Origin of the sequence: Methylobacillus draconifructus (assembly GCF_045984385.1) — a bacterium.
In the GTDB taxonomy this organism is placed as follows: domain Bacteria; phylum Pseudomonadota; class Gammaproteobacteria; order Burkholderiales; family Methylophilaceae; genus Methylobacillus; species Methylobacillus flagellatus_A.
Map to the genome: position 1 here is coordinate 387077 of NZ_JBJQIJ010000003.1, position 17286 is coordinate 404362.

Genomic DNA, 17286 nt, shown 5'->3' on the forward strand with positions numbered 1-17286 from the left:
GGTAGAAAAAGATTATGGCAAAAGTACATGTAACCGATGTAGTTCTACGTGATGGTCACCAGTCGCTGATTGCGACCCGCATGCGCACCGACGACATGCTGCCCATCTGTTCCAAACTCGATGCTGTCGGCTATTGGTCGTTGGAAGCCTGGGGCGGCGCGACATTCGACGCCTGCGTACGCTACCTGCGCGAAGACCCCTGGGAGCGCCTGAAAAAATTGCGCAAGGCATTGCCCAACACGCGCATCCAGATGCTGTTGCGCGGCCAGAACCTGTTGGGCTACCGCCACTACTCGGATGACGTGGTCCGCGCCTTTGTGCAAAAGTCCGCCGACAACGGTATTGACGTGTTCCGCATCTTCGACGCCATGAACGACCTGCGCAACCTCAAGGTTTCCATCGAAGCGGTCAAGGCGGTCGGCAAGCATGCAGAAGGCACTATCAGCTACACGACCAGTCCCGTGCATGACATCCCCTATTTCGTCAACCTGGCGAAGGAACTGGAAAGCTTCGGTTGCGACACCATCGCCATCAAGGACATGGCGAGCCTGCTCACGCCGCAGGTAACGGGCGACCTCGTCAAGGCCTTGCGCGAGGCGGTCAGCCTGCCTATCCACTTGCATGCCCATGCCACTTCCGGCCTGGCCAGCATGTCGATCCAGCGTGCGGTAGACAATGGCGTTGCCATCGTCGACGGCTGCATTTCCTCATTTGCCGAAGGCGCCAGCCTGCCCACCACCGAGAGCATCGTCGCAGCACTTAAGGGCACCGAATACGACACCGGCCTCGATATCGGCCTGTTGCAGGAAATCTCGGCCTACTTCCGCGAAGTGCGCAAGAAGTACTGGCAGTTCGAAAGCGAATTCACCGGCGTGGATACCCGCGTGCTGGTCAACCAGGTGCCGGGCGGCATGATTTCCAACCTGTCCAACCAGTTGAAAGAACAAGGCGCTCTGGACCGCATGGACGCAGTGCTGGACGAAATCCCGCGCGTACGCGAAGACCTCGGCTACCCTCCGCTGGTCACCCCCACTTCCCAGATCGTCGGTACCCAGGCGGTGCTGAACGTCATGACTGGCGCGCGCTACAAATCCGTGACCAACGAAGTGAAGAACTACCTGCTGGGCCATTACGGCAAGGCGCCTTCCACAGTCAACCCGGACGTCCGCAGCCTGGCCGTCGGCAATGCACAAGTCATCGAGTGCCGCCCTGCCGACCTCCTGACCGCGGAAATGGAAAAGCTGCGCAATGAGGTAGAAGGCCTGGCCAAGAGCGAGGAAGATGTGCTCACCTACGCCATGTTCCCGGACCTGGCCAAAACCTTCCTGCAAGAGCGCAATGCCGGTACGCTCAAGCCCGAGCCCCTGCTTGACAAGGAAGCCGTCACCTCCAGCGAGTCCCACTCGCGCTTCGCGCCTACCGAGTTCAATGTCACATTGCATGGCGAGACTTTCCATATCAAGCTGACCGGCAGCGGCCACCATGGCGAAGAGCAGCGCCCATTCTATGTTTCGGTGGATGGCGTGGCGGAAGAAGTCGTCGTGGAAACCCTGAATGAAATCGAGGTGTCCGGCGGCCAAAGCAGCGGCGAAGCGAAAAAGAAGGCAAGCAGCACTACCGGTAGCGGACGTCCTCGCCCGACTCATGCCGGCTGCGTCACCACCGCCATGCCCGGCACCATTGTGGACGTCAAGGTCAACGTGGGCGACAAGGTGAATGCCGGGGATGCGGTTCTTGTGATCGAAGCCATGAAGATGGAAAACGAAATCCAGGCTTCCAAGAGCGGCGTCGTCGTGGCGATTAACGTCAAGAAGGGCGATAGCGTCACGCCGGACGAAGCCTTGCTGGAAATCCAGCCCGACTGAGGCGTTGAGCTTTCTGCCAAAAGCCGGCCCAGGCCGGCTTTTTTATTGCTATTTTTGCCTCATCAGTAACGCCGTGCCACAATGAAGTTTTGACCGTTCAACCTTGTATGCAGCCCCTGATCCTTGCTTCCTCTTCCCCTTACCGGCGTGAACTGCTAGCTCGCCTGCAATTGCCCTTCAGCGTGCAATCCCCTGATATAGACGAGACGCCACAGCCCGGGGAGGCTCCGGAGCATACCGCACTGCGCCTAGCCCAAGCCAAGGCCAGGAAAGTGGCGGAGGCATTTCCCGATGCATTGGTCATCGGCTGCGACCAGGTGGCGACCCTGGACGGCCTGCAGCTAGGCAAGCCCGTGACGCATGATAATGCCGTGAGGCAATTGACCCTGATGCGCGGTTGCAGCGTGGTTTTTCATAGCGCCCTCTGCCTCTACAATGCTGCCACACAGGAAATGCAGGCCGATGTCGTGCCCTATACCGTGAAATTCCGCGACCTGAGCGACCGGCAGATCGAGAACTATCTGCGAAAAGAACAGCCTTATCAATGCGCCGGCAGCGCAAAATCGGAAGGATTGGGTATCGCCGTGATCGCTGCCATGGAGGGCGACGACCCCAATGCGCTAATTGGCTTGCCGCTGATACGCCTCATCGACATGCTGGCCAGCCAGGGTGTCGACGTCATATAAACAGAGTTCCCCCAGAGGAGATTCCATGATCTTGAAACGCACTATGATTGCCGCGAGCCTGATGGCCGCCTTCCACGCCATTGCAGCCCCCGATGAAATCCGCAGCACTCTGCACGACCAGCAAAGCGTCGCCGTGACGATTTACAACGGCGACCTCGCCCTGGTGAAAGACCAGCGCAAGGTCAACCTGCAATCGGGCCTCAATGCATTGGCCTTGCGCGACGTCAGTGCGCAGATCCGCCCTGAAACTGCATTGTTGCGCAGTTTGAGCGGGCAATTGCAGACATTGGAGCAGAATTTCGACTATGACCTGCTCAGCCCGGAGAAACTCCTGGAGAAATATATCGGCCAGACGGTGCAGGTGATCCGCACCAATCCTGCCACGGGCGCTGAAACCGTAGAGCAAGCCTACGTGCTGGCCGCCAACAACGGCACGGTGCTCAAGATGGGCAACCGGATAGAAACCGGGGTTCCCGGCCGCATCGTGTATCCCGACGTGCCGGAAAACCTGCGTGACCGCCCGACCTTGGTGACCCAGGTCAACACCAGGCAATCCGGTCCGCAGGATGTCGAGCTGAGCTACCTTACCCATGGCTTGAGCTGGCAGGCCGACTATGTCGCCGAGCTCAATGCGGCAGAAGACCGTCTTGATCTATCCGGCTGGGTCACACTGTCCAACACTAGCGGCACCACATACCGGGATGCCAAGCTGCAATTGGTCGCTGGCGACGTCAACCGTGTCGCTCCGCCGCCTGCGCCAATGGCATTGATGCGCAAGAACGAGATGATGGTGGCGGATGCCGCCCCTGCCATGGCCCAGGAAGCGTTGCTCGAATATCACCTCTATACGCTCGAACGCCCCACCACCCTCGCCGAAAACCAGACCAAGCAGGTGGCTTTGCTCAGCGCCCAGTCAGTGCCTGTGCGCAAGGAGCTGGTATTGAGAGGTTCTCCCTACTACTACCAGTCCAGCCAGGGAGACCTGGGCCAGAAACTGAAAGTGGGCGTTTTCGTCGAGTTCGATAACAAGGAAAGCGCAAAGCTCGGCAAACCCATCCCCAAGGGCATCATGCGGGTATACAAGAAAGATAGCCAAGGCAATGCCCAATTTGTCGGCGAGGACAATATCGACCATACCGCAAAGAACGAAACCGTGCGTCTCAAGCTCGGGGAAGCCTTTGACGTCACCGCCAACAAGAAGCAGACCGACTTCAAGAAACTGTCCAACCCTGCCAAGGGCAACAGCCAGTTCGAGAGCGCTTACGAAATCGTGATCAAGAATGCCAAGAACCAGGCTGTCACAGTCAAGGTCGTTGAGCCGATCCCCGGCGACTGGAGCATATTGTCACAAAGCCGTCCCAGCACAAAAACCAGCAGCAACACGGCCACTTGGAGTATCAATATCCCGGCGGAAGGCAGCGCCACGCTCACTTACCGCGTGCAGGTGAAGCATTGAGCGCAGGCACGCTATACATGCTCCCGGTGACGCTGGGGGCGGACAATATCCAGCAAGCCTTGCCGCAGGAGGTCATTCAACTGGCGCAAGGCCTGGAGACCTTTGTTGTCGAGAATGAGAAAACCGCACGGCGCTTTCTCGGCCTGGTCAAGACGGCCAAACCCGTCCGGGAGCTGACACTGCTGACGCTCAACGAGCATACGCCGGATACGGAGCTGCCCGCCTTGCTGGCGCCGTTGCTCGCCGGGCAGGACGTGGGGCTGATGTCTGAGGCAGGCTGCCCCGGGATTGCCGACCCTGGCGCTCGCCTGGCGGCACTGGCCCATAGAAAGAACATCCGCGTCGCCCCGCTGGTCGGCCCTTCTTCCATCCTGCTGGCGCTGATGGGGTCGGGATTGAACGGGCAGCGTTTCGCATTTCTCGGCTACTTGCCTAGCGACAAGCAAGCCAGGATTCAGAAGCTCAAGGATATCGAACGCCAATCGAGGCAACAGCAGGAAACACAGATTTTCATCGAGACGCCTTACCGCAACCAGCACCTGCTAGAGGACATGCTCGCCCATTGCGCAGCGGAAACCAGGTTGTGCATCGCGCGCAACATCAGCCTGCCGACCGAGCTGATCGTCAGCAAGCCCATCAAGGATTGGAAAAAGTCGGAATTGCCGGAACTGCACAAGCAGCCAACGGTGTTCCTGCTGCTTGCATGAAACACCGGGCCTGAATCTTAATTCCTAGGCCCGGCATTAGAAACCTACCTAGACCAGCCCCAACACTTTCTTGACCGGCGCATAACTGCGCCTGTGGATATCGCAGGCGCCATGCTCGGCAAGCAGCCTGAGGTGGTGGGCTGTCGGATAGCCCTTATGCTTGGCGAAGTCATACTGCGGATAGCGCGCATGCATTTCCACCATTTCATAGTCGCGCGCCGTCTTCGCCAGGATAGAGGCGGCAGCAATCTCCTGCACCTTGCTGTCCCCCTTGACGATGCCTTGTGCGGGTATCGTGATCTTGGGGCAATGGAAGCCGTCGACCAGCACCCGCATGGGCATTACCGTCAATTGATCGATCGCGCGCTTCATCGCCAGCAGGCTTGCCTGTAGAATGTTGATCTCGTCGATCTCTTCGGCGCTGCACGAGGCAATCGCCCAGGCCAGCGCGTGCTGCTTGATCTCGACTGCCAGCGTATCACGCTTTTTCTCGCTGAGTGTCTTGGAATCTGCCAGGCCAAGGATAGGACGCTGCGGGTCCAGGATCACGGCCGCGGCGTAGACCGCCCCCGCCAGAGGGCCCCGGCCGGCCTCATCCACGCCGCAGATAATCACGCGTTCATTGCTCATTTGATGAAAGACAGCACTGCCTGCGCCGCCTTCTCCTCCGTATTTTGCCGCAGCAGCTCATGCATGCGGCGAAACTCCGTTTGTATGTCGGCAATCCGGGATTTGTCGTTGAGCATCTGCAGCAAGGTCGCTGCCAGTTTTTCCGGCACGGCATCATGCTGCAACAACTCCGGCACGATGAACCTCCCAGCCAAGACGTTCGGCAAGCCGACGTAAGGCAGGTATTTCATACGCTTCAATATCTGCCAGCTCAGATTAGGCATGCGGTAGGTAATGATCATGGGCCGCTTGATCAAGGCGGCTTCCAGGGTCGCGGTGCCGGAGGCCACGATCACGGCATTCGCAGCTTCCATCGCCTGGTGCGCATGTCCGAACATGATGTTCACCGGCAAGTCGTAGCCTTCATTCGCATACAAGGCGCGCTCGAAGATGGCGCGCGTCTCGCGGGTAATCAACGGCACCAGGAAGCGCGCATCGGGCCGCTCGGCAAAAATGAGCTTGGCGGTCTTGATGTACAGGTCTGCCAATTGCTGCACCTCGCTCTGGCGGCTGCCTGGCAGCATGGCGATGACCAGGCTGTCCTGCGGCAGCTTGAGCTCTTCGCGGGCTCCTTCAAGATCAGGCTCCAACGGCAGCATATCCGCCAGGGGATGGCCGACATACGAGACGGGCACCCCGGCCTGCCGATAAATTTCCGGCTCGAACGGGAACAGCGCCAACATGTGCGATACCGCCTGCTGGATTTTCTTGATCTTGCCGCGCCGCCATGCCCAGATCGAGGGACTGACATAATGCACGGTGGAAATTCCCTGGCGCTTGAGCTTGCGCTCCAGCGTGAAATTGAAGTCCGGCGCATCAATCCCGATAAACACGTCGGGACGATGATCGAGAAAGTGTTGCGCCACTTCCTTGCGGATTTTGAGCAATCCCGGCAAATGGCGCAGCACCTCGACGTAACCGCGCACGGAAAGCCGTTCCATCGGGAACAGGGTTTCCGCGCCTTCGGCGATCATCTTGGGGCCGGCAATGCCGACGAACTTGAGGTCAGGACGCTGCTTTTTCAGCGCCCGGATCAAATGGCTGCCCAATAAGTCGCCAGAAGCCTCTCCGGCCACAATACCAATGGTCGGCATGACACACCCTGCTTCTAGCGGACGATGCCGCGGGTTGATTGGTTGAGGAAATCGACCAGGATATCCAGCTCTGGCGATGTCTTGCTTTGCTCTGCCAATTGCTGCTTGGCTTCTTCCAGCGTCAGGCCGTTGCGGTACAAGGTCTTGTACGCGCGCTTGATCTGCAGGATATTGTCCGCAGAGAAGCCACGGCGCTTCAGCCCCTCGGAGTTGATGCCGTGCGGCTTGGCATCATAGCCGGCAGCCGTGACGTAAGGCGGAATATCCTTGAATACGACCGAGCCCACTGCTGTGATCACATGGGAGCCGATTTTGCAGAACTGGTGGATCAAGGTGAATCCGCCGAGGATGGCGTGGTCATGCACGTCGACATGTCCCGCCAGCGAAGAGTTGTTGGCAAAAATGGTATGGTCGCCGACCACGCAATCGTGGGCGATGTGCACGTAGGCCATGATCCAGTTGTGGCTGCCGATCTTGGTTGTGCCCTTGTCCTGCACGGTACCGCGATTGAAAGTGCAGAACTCGCGGATGGTATTGCCGTCGCCGATTTCCAGCAGGGTTGGCTCGTCCTTGAACTTCTTGTCTTGCGGCACCTCGCCCAAGGATGAGTACTGGAATATCTGGTTGTCCTTGCCGATGGTGGTAGGCCCCTTGATTACCACATGGCTCGCCACGCGGGTACCGGCGCCGATACGGACACCTGGCCCGATAATGGTGAATGCGCCGACTTCTACGCTGGAATCGAGCTCGGCCTTGGGATCAATAATCGCGGTAGGATGTATCCTCGGTTCGGCCATGCTTAGTCAATCGCTTTCAGGATACACATCATTTCCGCTTCAGCGACGACAGCGCCATCCACCAGGGCCTCCCCCTTGTATTTCCAGATACCGCGCAATATGCGATCTATGCTGACCTTGAGAACGAGCTGGTCGCCAGGCGATACCGGCTTCTTGAAGCGGACATTATCCATGCCTGCAAAGTAATACACGGACTTGTCGTTGGGCTTGGTGTCCATGGTCTTGAACGACAGGATGGCGGCTGCCTGGGCCAACGCTTCCACGATCAACACGCCCGGCATGACTGGATGGTAAGGAAAATGGCCCGGGAAGAAAGGCTCGTTGATCGTGACGTTCTTCACGGCCACGATCTCTTTGTTCAGTTCCAGCGAAAGCACACGATCCACCAATACAAAAGGATATCGGTGTGGCAGGTAATTCAGTATTTCATGAATATCCATGCTCGTAATAGCTTGTTCAGTCATGGCTTTTCTCGTTTCTCAACATCAAATTATTATTTATCTCTCTGGATACCAGATGCCTGCAGGGGCGCCAATTGCTTTTCCAATTGCTTGACCCGCTCCGCAAGCTCTCCCAATCGTCTGATACCTGCAGCGGTCCTGAGCCAGTCTTCATGTCTCTGGAATGGCATCAATGCCGTGTAAGTGTCCGCCTTCGTCAACGAACGTGTAATCATACTCCCAGGCGACACGGTCACGCCATCGGCGATTTCAAGGTGGCCCAGTATCATGGCAGCCCCGCCGATACGGCAATGCCTCCCCAATACGGCGCTGCCCGCGATGCCGACGCAGCCCGCAATCACGGAGTGCGCGCCTATGCGGCAGTTATGGCCGATCTGCACCAGGTTGTCGATCTTGCAGCCTTCATGGATGATGGTATCGTCGATCGCGCCCCGGTCGATGGTGGTATTGGCGCCGATATCCACGTCGTTCTCGATGACGACGCGCCCGACCTGCGGAATCTTCACCCAGCGACCATGCTCGGGGGCATAGCCAAACCCATCCCCGCCAATGACGCTGCCAGAGAATATGCTACAGCGCTCCCCGATCACGCAGTGGTGGTAAATCGTGACGTTGGCATGCAATACCGAATGTGCACCGATTTCCACGCCCTCGCCGACAACACAGCCTGGATGAATAACCACATGCTCGCCCAGCACCGCATTGGCACCGACTACGGCCTTCGCCATGATGGTGCAACTGGCCGGCACTTGCGCGCTGGGGGCAATCGCGGCGGTTTCATCCACCCCTGCCACATATTGCGGCCTAGGGTTAAGCAAATCCGAGACCTTGGCAAAATAGGCGTAGGGGTTGTCCGTGAGTATCCTCGGCAATGCCGTGAGGTCACGGTTGTCCGGGGTCAATATGACCGCGCTTGCCTTGGTGGCGGCAAGCACGGATCGATACTTGGAATCGGTCAGGAAACTGATCTGCCCTGCCTGGGCATTGGCAAGGGAGGCAACGCGAGAGATCAGGATGTCACCCTGCCCCACCACATCGCCTCCCAGTCTGGATACGATCTCCCGCAGGGAATACGACGTACTCATTGAATGGCTATTGGCTGGGCTTACTTCTTGCCCAGGGATTTCAATACCTTGTCGGTAATGTCGATCTTCTTGTTGGCATAAGCCACGCCGCCGTATACCACCAGGTCGTAGCCCTCGGCTTCGGAAACAGCCGTGACCGCCTTGTTGATCCTGTCCTGCAGCACGCCCAGCTCTTCATTCTTGCGCAGGTTGACATCTTCGCGCAGCTCGCGCTGTTTGCGCTGGAACTCGATCTTGAGGTTGGAGGCATCGCGCTCCTTGTTGCGTCGGTCGGCTTCCGACATGGTCAAGCTGTCCTTTTCCAGCGCAGTCTCCAGATCGCGGATCTGTTTTTGCAGGCGGTCAAGCTCGTTGGTACGCGGGCCGAACTCCTTTTCCAGCTTCTTGCCGCTCTCGGCAGTTTGCGGCGCTTCCTGCAGGATCTTGTCAACCTGCACATAGCCGATCTTCAATTCGGCGGCCTGGGTACTGGCTGCGAAAGACAAAGCAGTGGCAACCAACAGACTTTTCAACAACTTATTCAATTGACTTTCTCCTGATATACAAGCTTTTGCTTCAATAATTTCAAATTAACCATACAGTATTCTAGACTAGCTTAGAACTGCTGCCCCATCTGGAATTGCAGCATCTGGGTACGATCGCCATCTTGCTTGTTGAGTGGCTTGGCCAGCACCAGCTTGATCGGGCCGAACGGCGACAGCCAGCTGACCCCGATGCCCGTGGAGTAGCGTATATCGCTTAAACTTGTTGAATATGGGCAGCCTGACACTTGTCCACGGCTATCTATACAAGCACCAGACTCATCAATGCCATCGCCAGCAATGGAACCTGCATCAATGAAAGTACTTAAGCGCAAGGCATTATTGTCCTTCATACCTGGTATGGGAAAATACAGTTCTGCATTAGCAAGAAATCGCTTCGTACCACCGGCAGCAAAATCACGATACTGGCCTTGTGTATCATAAATACGAGGACCAATCGAACTCTGCTCATAGCCACGTACTGAGTTCACGCCACCGGCATAGAAGTTCTTGAAGAATGGATAATCTTTATCGCCATAGGTATTGCCATAGCCGATTTCACCATTCAGCATCAGAGTGACGCTCTTGCTGATATCCTTGTACCAGGCATGCTTGTATTCCAGTTTATAGTACTGTAAATCAAGGCCGGGCAAGGCAACCTCGGAGCTGATGCGCTGCAGCACCCCTTTATTCGGGAACATGATGTTATCGCGCGTATCATGCGTCCAAGCCAGGTTAACAAACCAGGAGCTGTTGCTGCAACTGTTGGCGTCTTCGGAACTGCTGCAATAGCGCTTGAACTGCGGCGGGCTATTGCTGCTCAGCTCAACGTCAGTGTAATCAAAGGTCAAGCCGGCGCTGACGAAATCCCGCTCATTCAACGGCATGCCGAAATTCACGCCCGCACCGTAAGACGCGGTCTTGTAATCACCGGTACGCAGGTAAGTCGTATCGACCTTGCGATGGTAGACGTTGAAGCCGCGGCTGATGCCGTCCGGGGTGAAGTAAGGGTCCGTGTAAGTCAACGAGTACACAGTGTTGATACGGCCAGTATTAACCTGCGCAGCCACGCGGTTACCCGTGCCAAGGAAGTTGTTCTGGTTGATGGTCACGCCTAGCACCACGCCTTCATAGCTGGACAAGCCGGCACCGAACATGACGCTACCGGTCGAGCGTTCCGTCACGTTGATATTGAGGTCGACCTGGTCGTTGGTGCCTGGGACCGCAGGCGTCTCGACGTTGACGTCAGAGAAATACTGCAATCTCTCGAGACGCTGCTTGGAGCGCTCGATCTTGTCCGCACCATACCAGGCAGACTCCAGCTGGCGCATTTCGCGGCGCAACACTTCGTCCCGAGTCCGCGTATTGCCGGTCAGGTTGATGCGGCGCACATAAACGCGGCGGCCCGGGTCAATGTAGAAAGTAAATGCGACGGTATGCTTTTCCTTGTCGACTTCGGGAATCGCATTGACGTTGGAAAAGGCGTAACCGTCATTGCCCAGACGATCATTGATCGCCTTGCTTGATTCCGTAACGCGCTGGCGATTGAACACCTCCCCTGACGAGACGGAGATCAGACTGCGCGCCTCGGCTTCAGGAATCAGCATTTCACCGGCCAGCTTGACGTCGGTCACGGTGTACTTCTCGCCTTCGGTGACATTGATCGTGATGTAGATATCCCGCTTGTCCGGCGTGATGGATACCTGGGTCGAATCGATATTGAATTCCAGATAGCCCTGGTTCATATAGAAAGAACGCAGCGCTTCCAGGTCGGCCGTCAGCTTCTGGCGGGAATACTGGTCGTTCTTGTTCCACCAGGTGAGCCAGTTGGGCGTGGTCAGCGTCAGCTTTTCCAACAGCTCTTCCTTGGTGTAATCCTTGTTACCGACGATATTGATATTGCGGATCTTGGATACCGCGCCTTCTTCGATGTCAAAGCGCACGGCGACGCGGTTACGCTCGAGCGGTGTCACCGAGGTCTTCACCGAGGCGCCATACTTGCCCTGGGAGAGGTATTGCCGCTTGATTTCCTGCTCTGCGCGGTCCAGCATGGACTGGTCGAAAATCAATCCTTCGGCGAGGCCGATCTGCTTCAGGCCTTCTTTCATCTTGTCCGTTGGAAAGGATTTGTTGCCATTGAAGACGAGCTGAGCAATGGCCGAGCGCTCCTGCACCATCACGACGACGATGCCGTTGTCGGACTCGATCCGCACGTCCTTGAAGAAGCCGGTGCCGTAGAGCGACTTAATCGCCTGCGTGGCTTTTTCCTCTGTCATGGTATCGCCCACACGCACGGGCAAATAGTTGAACACCGTACCGGCTTCAGTCCGTTGCAGGCCTTCTACACGGATGTCCTTTACCACGAAAGGATCCTGAGCCAATGCTGAAGTGGAATAAAGAGCCAGGATTAGTAATGGGATATGTTTAAGCTTCATGCCAAACTTCATTAAGATCAACCTGTTATAAACCTGGTGATGTCATTGTAAAAAGCGACTGCCATCAATAAAGCCAATATCGCCAAACCTATACGCTGGCCCACTTCCATAGCGGCTTCAGAGACCGGGCTGCCCTTGAAAATCTCTATCGTATAATACAACAAATGCCCCCCGTCCAACACTGGCACGGGCAATAGATTAAGCACCCCGAGGCTGATACTGATCAAGGCCAGGAAGCCGATGAACGACTTCCATCCGATATGGGCGCTCTGGCCGGCATAACTCGCTATCGTCACCGGGCCGCTCACGCCTTTCCAAGAAGCCTCGCCGGTCACCATGCGCGCCAGCATCTTGATGCTAAAGACAGATGTTTCCCAGGTTTTATCCACCGCCCGGGTAAAAGATTGCAAAGGCCCGTAGCTCACGGTGACACTCAACTTTTCCACGAGGGCTTCGTCTACCTGGTAGGCAGCGCCTATCCGGCCTATCTTCGTGCCATTTTCATCTACAGCCTGCGGGATGACCACCGCATCCAGCTGCCGCTCGCCGCGCTTCAACCGCAATGTCAACGGCTGATCCGGCTGCTCGCGCACCAAGGTGACAAATTGCTCCCACTCATCGATGGGCCTGTCGTTGACCGCCAGCACTTCGTCACCGGTTTGCAAACCAGCCCTGGCCGCTACGCTGTCAGGCATGATGTCCCCCAAGCGCGCAGGCATGGCGGGACGGTAAGGTGCGAGGCCCAGCTTTTCAAGGAAATCGGACTCGAAATCTTCCTTTTCGATACTGTCCAGCTTCAGCTCGGCTTCATGCTCGCGCTGCGCCTCATCCTTGACCTTGACCGTCACCGCAGGGGACTTGATCGCCTCCTGCAACAATATCCAGCGCACGTCAGTCCAGCTCGCGACCGGCTCGCCAGCCACTGCAGTGATCAAGTCGTTGCTTTTCAGCCCGGCCTGCGCGGCAGGCGTTTGGGCAGGCACTTCCCCAAGCATAGGCTTCATGCCCGGCACGCCCTGCATGAACAATACCCAGTAAAGGAAAATCGCCAACAGCAGGTTGGCCGCCGGGCCCGCGGACACGATCGCAATCCTTTTCCAGACGGGTTGCCGGTTGAACGCCCGCGTCAATTCGGCTTCGCTGACGCTGCCGGGCACCGGCAGTTCGCGCTCGTCCAGCATCTTGACGTATCCGCCCAGCGGCAAGGCCGAGATCACGAACTCGGTATTGTCCGCGCCAAAGCGCCGCCTAAAAATAGGTTTGCCGAAACCCAAGGAGAAACGCAGCACCTTGACATTGCACCAGCGCGCCACCTGGAAATGGCCGTACTCATGCACGGCAATCAGAATGCCGAGGGTCACCAGAAAGGCGAGCAAGGTCAACATGCTTCCAACTGTCTCCATTCCATGGCATGAGACCGTGCCAGGGAGTCGGCTTCGACCAGCTGGGAAACGGATGATACGGCTTCGATATCCATGGCTGTCAGCACGGCCTCGATCAGGCGCGGAATATCCTGGAACCCAATATTACCGTTGAGGAAGGCGTCCACTGCCACCTCGTTCGCCGCATTAAGGATGGCGGGCGCAGTGCCTCCGTGGCGCAAGGCATCGAACGCCAGACGCAAGCACGGAAAGCGCGAAGTATCCGGCGCTTCGAAATCAAGCCGACCGACCTTGAACAAATCCAGGGCGTTAACCCCGGCTTCCAGCCTTTCAGGATATCCAAGGCCGTAGGCGATCGGGGTGCGCATGTCCGGATTGCCCATTTGCGCCAGCACGGAGCCGTCCACATATTCCACCATGGAATGAATCACGCTCTGCGGGTGCACCACCACTTCGATCTTCTCCGCCGGCGCATTGAACAGCCAGTGCGCCTCGATGACTTCCAGCCCCTTGTTCATGAGCGTCGCGGAATCGATCGTGATCTTGGGCCCCATGACCCAGTTCGGATGGTTCAATGCTTGCGCGGGCGTCACTGCCATCAGCTCGGCGGCGCTTGCCTTGCGGAAAGGACCGCCTGAAGCGGTCAGCAAAATACGCCTGACGCCGCCGTGCTCGAGTGCAGCCAAACGGGCCGGCGGCATGACCTGGAAGATCGCGTTATGCTCGCTGTCGATCGGCAGCAAGGTGGCGCCGCCCTCCTCCACTGCCTGCATGAATAGCTTGCCCGCCATCACCAGGGTTTCCTTGTTGGCGAGGAGAATCCGCTTTCCGGCATATGCCGCCGCCATGGCAGGCTTGAGCCCTGCGGCGCCGACGATGGCCGCCATGACCACATGGACCTCGGGATGCGCCGCGACCTCTTCCAGCGCCTCCAGGCCTGAAAGCACCTGAGTTTCCGCGCCTTTCAGCCTTTGCTGCAGCTTTTCCGCCGCGTCGCTATCCAGCATGACGGCATAGCGGGGCCGATATTGCAGACAAAGTTCAGCCAGCTCGTCGACACGGGAGTTGGCCGTAAGGGCAAACACGCGATAGCGTCCAGGGTGCCTGGCGATCACGTCCAGGGTATTGAGTCCTATGGTGCCGGTGGCGCCCAGAATGGTGACGTTTTGTAGCATGGGCGTCATGAGGCGGAATGCATCCACGCTTGGTAATAAAGAGGCAAATGAAGAAAAAACGCCGCCAGCGGCAGGCTGGATGTCAGTCCATCGACACGATCAAGAATGCCGCCATGGCCGGGCAACAGGTTGCCGCTATCCTTGAAGCCCGCCTGGCGCTTGATCAACGATTCGAGCAGGTCGCCCATAATGCTGAAAACCGTCAACACCCAGAATCCTGCGATCAACAAGACATTCAAGTCAAAAGCAATGCATAACGCCACTCCGTACAGACTCACGGCGACCAATGCGCCTAGCACGCCCTCCCAGGTCTTGCCCGGGCTGATACTGACCGCCAGCTTGTGCTTGCCGAAACGCTTGCCGGCGAAATAGGCTGCACTATCGGCAATCCAGACCACGAGCATGATGGCCAACAGCAGCCAGGGGCTGATCGCGCGCAAGCTGACGAGCGCCAGCCATAAAGGCAGGACGATCCACCACCCTGCAAGCATCATGAGATAAGGGTTCCTTACCTGTGTACGGCGCCATAACCAGATCGGCACGAGGGTAATCCAGAAAGCTGCCGCCAAGGGCAAACCCCAGTAAAGCGCATATTCCTGCATAAAGGCATTTGCCGGCCCTTGCCAGAAAGTAAAGAACACACCTGCGATAGCGGAGGCGGCAATATAAAGGACGCGGACAGCCGGCTTGAAGCCGGCCATATGGGACCACTCCCACAAGCCGATTAGGACGCCGGCAAGCATTAATAAGGACCAGTAAGGCTCCGGCAACACGAACAACACCGCCAAGAATGCGGGGATCAGGATAGCAGCCGTCAGCAAGCGGGTCTTCAGCATATCAGTCCGCAACCAGCTGTTCGCTCGTGCGTCCAAAGCGGCGCTCGCGCTGCTGGTAGGACGCAATCGCGCGCTTGAACTCGGCCTCGTCGAAATCCGGCCACAGGGTCTCGGTGAAATACAACTCGCTGTAGGCGAGCTGCCATAACAGGAAGTTGCTGATACGCTGCTCCCCTCCCGTACGGATGAACAAATCCGGCTCGGGCGCGTAATGCATGCTGAGATAGGCTGCCAGATCGGATTCCGTGAAGCTTTGCGCAAGGCCAGGCTTCTCGGCCAGCAGGCGCTTCATTGCCTGCATGATGTCCCAGCGGCCGCCATAGTTGACCGCGACCGTCAGGGTCAGTCCGTCATTGCTAGCCGTCTGCGCCTCGGCTTCCGCAATCTTGTCCACAAGGGCCGGGTCGAAACGGGAGCAATCCCCGATCATGCGCAAGCAGATATTGTTTTCGTCGAGCTTGCCGACCTCTTGTTGCAGCGCTTCCATGAACAGGTTCATCAAGAAGCTGACTTCATCCGCAGGACGGCGCCAGTTTTCACTGCTGAACGCAAACAGCGTGAGGTATTTCACGCCATGGTTTGCACACAGGCGCACGACTTCGCGCACGACCTCGACGCCGCGCTTATGCCCTGCGACTCGGGGGAGAAAGCGCTTCTTGGCCCAGCGGCCATTGCCGTCCATGATCACGGCAATGTGCTGGGGAATATCGCCCGTTACCGGGATGGTCTGGGTGGAGCTGGAAAAAAGTGCCACTCAATGCTCCATGGGATAGAAACAATATAAAATCACTGGCTGCCGCAATTAAACAGCCATCAACTCGGTTTCCTTGGTCTGCAGCAGCTTGTCGATCTCCGCTACAAACTTGTCCGTGAGCTTCTGCACGTCATCCTGCGCGCGACGCTCGTCATCCTCGCTGATTTCCTTATCCTTGACCAGTTTTTTCAGCGCATCATTGGCATCGCGGCGTACGTTGCGTACCGCCACCTTGGCATTTTCCGCCTCGCCACGCACCACCTTGATCAGGTCGCGGCGGCGCTCTTCGGTCAGCATGGGCATGGGGACCCGGATCACATCGCCGTTGGTGGCAGGGTTGAGGCCCAGGTCAGAATCCCGGATCGCCTTTTCCACCTTGGCCGTCATGCTCTTTTCGTATGCCTGCACGTTGAGGGTACGCGCATCGCCCAGGTTCACATTGGCGACCTGGTTGATCGCCACCATGGAACCGTAATATTCAACCTGCACGTGGTCAAGCAGCCCGGTATGCGCCCGGCCAGTGCGCACCTTGCTCAAATCGGCCTTCAAAGCCTCGATGGACTTCTGCATTTTCTGTTCTGCAGTGTTTTTTACGTCTTGTATCATGATGTCTCCTGCTAAGCATGTATCCGGGTATTCAAGGCAGAACGCGCGTTCCCTCGTCTTCACCCAGTACGACCCGTTTCAGCGCTCCCTGGCGGAAGATGCTGAACACGGAGATTGGTAACTTCTGGTCGCGGCACAATGTCAATGCCGTCGCATCCATGACTTTCAGATTCTTGACGATCGCCTCGTCGAATGTCAGCGTCTTGTAGCGCATGGCTTCGGGATTGCGTTTCGGGTCATCCGTATACACGCCGTCCACCTTGGTCGCCTTGAGCACGATTTCCGCGTTGATTTCCATGCCGCGCAAGGCAGCCGCGGTATCGGTGGTAAAGAACGGATTGCCCGTCCCTGCGCCGAAGATGACCACACGGCCTTCTTCAAGATAGCGGATGGCCTTGCCGCGAATATAAGGCTCGGCCACCTGCTCGATATTCAATGCGGACTGCACGCGGCTCACCAGGCCCACCTGGCGCATCGCGTCCTGCAACGCCAAGGCATTCATGACCGTAGCCAGCATGCCCATGTAGTCCGCCGTCGCCCTGTCCATGCCTTCTGCCGCCGGCGCAACGCCGCGGAAAATATTGCCCCCGCCGATCACCACCGCCACTTCCACGCCGAGATCGACCACTTCCTTGACCTCTTCCACAATCCGGAAAATGGTCGCTCGGTTGATACCGTAGCTGTCGTCGCCCATCAGGGCTTCACCAGAGAGTTTCAATAAAATGCGCTTATAGGCGGGAGTGCTCATGGGGCTCCT

At 57.4% G+C, this 17286-nt stretch carries 17 protein-coding genes; 4 read left to right on the top strand and 13 right to left on the bottom strand.

The features are described 5' to 3' along the window. Nucleotides 1-14: 14 nt before the first annotated feature. The 4 genes from oadA (at nt 15) to ACKF11_RS08170 (ending at nt 4714) form a co-directional block, all read left to right on the top strand. Complete coding sequence (oadA, locus tag ACKF11_RS08155) at nt 15-1865, top strand: sodium-extruding oxaloacetate decarboxylase subunit alpha (protein ID WP_407996651.1); 1851 nt, start codon at nt 15-17, stop codon at nt 1863-1865. A 107-nt stretch (nt 1866-1972) separates the two neighbouring features. Beyond that, entirely contained in the window at nt 1973-2551 is a 579-nt protein-coding gene (locus tag ACKF11_RS08160) for a Maf family protein (RefSeq protein WP_407996652.1), read from the top strand. 25 nt (nt 2552-2576) lie between these two features. Then, nucleotides 2577-4007, top strand: coding sequence for a DUF4139 domain-containing protein (locus ACKF11_RS08165; protein WP_407996653.1), 1431 nt, complete (start codon nt 2577-2579; stop codon nt 4005-4007). After that, nucleotides 4004-4714, top strand: coding sequence for an SAM-dependent methyltransferase (locus ACKF11_RS08170; protein WP_407996654.1), 711 nt, complete (start codon nt 4004-4006; stop codon nt 4712-4714). Before ACKF11_RS08165 ends, ACKF11_RS08170 begins: the two co-directional genes overlap by 4 nt. Before the next feature lie 48 nt (nt 4715-4762). On the opposite strand, the gene rnhB is transcribed toward ACKF11_RS08170, so the two are convergent. The 13 genes from rnhB to pyrH all read right to left on the bottom strand — a co-directional run bounded on the left by rnhB (nt 4763) and on the right by pyrH (nt 17277). Continuing rightward, entirely contained in the window at nt 4763-5344 is a 582-nt protein-coding gene (rnhB, locus tag ACKF11_RS08175; protein WP_407996655.1) for a ribonuclease HII, read from the bottom strand. Further along, a complete protein-coding gene (gene lpxB / locus ACKF11_RS08180) occupies nt 5341-6477 on the bottom strand; it encodes a lipid-A-disaccharide synthase (RefSeq protein ID WP_407996656.1) in 1137 nt (378 codons plus the stop codon). The genes rnhB and lpxB overlap by 4 nt, the downstream gene beginning before the upstream one ends. A gap of 14 nt (nt 6478-6491) precedes the next feature. Continuing rightward, nucleotides 6492-7274, bottom strand: a complete 783-nt coding sequence (gene lpxA / locus ACKF11_RS08185) for an acyl-ACP--UDP-N-acetylglucosamine O-acyltransferase (protein ID WP_407996657.1) — start codon at nt 7272-7274, stop codon at nt 6492-6494. A gap of 2 nt (nt 7275-7276) precedes the next feature. Continuing rightward, nucleotides 7277-7738 (bottom strand): 3-hydroxyacyl-ACP dehydratase FabZ, encoded by a 462-nt coding sequence (gene fabZ, locus ACKF11_RS08190; protein ID WP_407996658.1) that lies wholly within the window; start codon nt 7736-7738, stop codon nt 7277-7279. A 29-nt stretch (nt 7739-7767) separates the two neighbouring features. Then, nucleotides 7768-8820, bottom strand: a complete 1053-nt coding sequence (gene lpxD, locus ACKF11_RS08195) for a UDP-3-O-(3-hydroxymyristoyl)glucosamine N-acyltransferase (protein ID WP_407996659.1) — start codon at nt 8818-8820, stop codon at nt 7768-7770. 20 nt (nt 8821-8840) lie between these two features. After that, the gene (locus ACKF11_RS08200) at nt 8841-9344 is read right to left on the bottom strand and encodes an OmpH/Skp family outer membrane protein (RefSeq protein WP_309565338.1); all 504 of its coding nucleotides are present in this window, start codon (nt 9342-9344) and stop codon (nt 8841-8843) included. A 71-nt stretch (nt 9345-9415) separates the two neighbouring features. Then, the gene (gene bamA / locus ACKF11_RS08205; protein ID WP_407996660.1) at nt 9416-11776 is read right to left on the bottom strand and encodes an outer membrane protein assembly factor BamA; all 2361 of its coding nucleotides are present in this window, start codon (nt 11774-11776) and stop codon (nt 9416-9418) included. A 17-nt stretch (nt 11777-11793) separates the two neighbouring features. Beyond that, a complete protein-coding gene (gene rseP / locus ACKF11_RS08210; RefSeq protein ID WP_407996661.1) occupies nt 11794-13161 on the bottom strand; it encodes an RIP metalloprotease RseP in 1368 nt (455 codons plus the stop codon). Continuing rightward, on the bottom strand, nt 13155-14342 hold the full coding sequence (gene ispC, locus ACKF11_RS08215; RefSeq protein WP_309565341.1) for a 1-deoxy-D-xylulose-5-phosphate reductoisomerase: 1188 nt from the start codon (nt 14340-14342) through the stop codon (nt 13155-13157). Before ispC ends, rseP begins: the two co-directional genes overlap by 7 nt. Further along, nucleotides 14339-15169, bottom strand: coding sequence for a phosphatidate cytidylyltransferase (locus ACKF11_RS08220; protein ID WP_407996662.1), 831 nt, complete (start codon nt 15167-15169; stop codon nt 14339-14341). Before ACKF11_RS08220 ends, ispC begins: the two co-directional genes overlap by 4 nt. A gap of 1 nt (nt 15170) precedes the next feature. Then, nucleotides 15171-15923: an undecaprenyl pyrophosphate synthase gene (uppS, locus tag ACKF11_RS08225; protein ID WP_407994910.1), complete on the bottom strand. Its 753-nt coding sequence runs from the start codon at nt 15921-15923 to the stop codon at nt 15171-15173. Between the two features lie 48 nt (nt 15924-15971). Then, the gene (gene frr, locus ACKF11_RS08230; protein ID WP_407996663.1) at nt 15972-16529 is read right to left on the bottom strand and encodes a ribosome recycling factor; all 558 of its coding nucleotides are present in this window, start codon (nt 16527-16529) and stop codon (nt 15972-15974) included. A gap of 31 nt (nt 16530-16560) precedes the next feature. Then, nucleotides 16561-17277 carry a UMP kinase gene (pyrH, locus tag ACKF11_RS08235; protein WP_407996664.1) on the bottom strand — a complete coding sequence of 239 codons (717 nt, stop codon included), beginning with the start codon at nt 17275-17277 and terminating at the stop codon, nt 16561-16563. Nucleotides 17278-17286: the final 9 nt, after the last annotated feature.

Excerpts from the sequence above, each read along its gene's own strand:
- oadA (WP_407996651.1), top strand. The coding sequence starts at position 15 with ATGGCAAAAGTACATGTAACCGATGTAGTTCTACGTGATGGTCACCAG.
- ACKF11_RS08160 (WP_407996652.1), top strand. The coding sequence starts at position 1,973 with ATGCAGCCCCTGATCCTTGCTTCCTCTTCCCCTTACCGGCGTGAACTG.
- ACKF11_RS08165 (WP_407996653.1), top strand. The coding sequence starts at position 2,577 with ATGATCTTGAAACGCACTATGATTGCCGCGAGCCTGATGGCCGCCTTC.
- rnhB (WP_407996655.1), bottom strand. The coding sequence starts at position 5,344 with ATGAGCAATGAACGCGTGATTATCTGCGGCGTGGATGAGGCCGGCCGG.
- lpxB (WP_407996656.1), bottom strand. The coding sequence starts at position 6,477 with ATGCCGACCATTGGTATTGTGGCCGGAGAGGCTTCTGGCGACTTATTG.
- lpxA (WP_407996657.1), bottom strand. The coding sequence starts at position 7,274 with ATGGCCGAACCGAGGATACATCCTACCGCGATTATTGATCCCAAGGCC.
- fabZ (WP_407996658.1), bottom strand. The coding sequence starts at position 7,738 with ATGACTGAACAAGCTATTACGAGCATGGATATTCATGAAATACTGAAT.
- lpxD (WP_407996659.1), bottom strand. The coding sequence starts at position 8,820 with ATGAGTACGTCGTATTCCCTGCGGGAGATCGTATCCAGACTGGGAGGC.
- bamA (WP_407996660.1), bottom strand. The coding sequence starts at position 11,776 with ATGAAGCTTAAACATATCCCATTACTAATCCTGGCTCTTTATTCCACT.
- rseP (WP_407996661.1), bottom strand. The coding sequence starts at position 13,161 with ATGTTGACCTTGCTCGCCTTTCTGGTGACCCTCGGCATTCTGATTGCC.
- ispC (WP_309565341.1), bottom strand. The coding sequence starts at position 14,342 with ATGACGCCCATGCTACAAAACGTCACCATTCTGGGCGCCACCGGCACC.
- ACKF11_RS08220 (WP_407996662.1), bottom strand. The coding sequence starts at position 15,169 with ATGCTGAAGACCCGCTTGCTGACGGCTGCTATCCTGATCCCCGCATTC.
- frr (WP_407996663.1), bottom strand. The coding sequence starts at position 16,529 with ATGATACAAGACGTAAAAAACACTGCAGAACAGAAAATGCAGAAGTCC.
- pyrH (WP_407996664.1), bottom strand. The coding sequence starts at position 17,277 with ATGAGCACTCCCGCCTATAAGCGCATTTTATTGAAACTCTCTGGTGAA.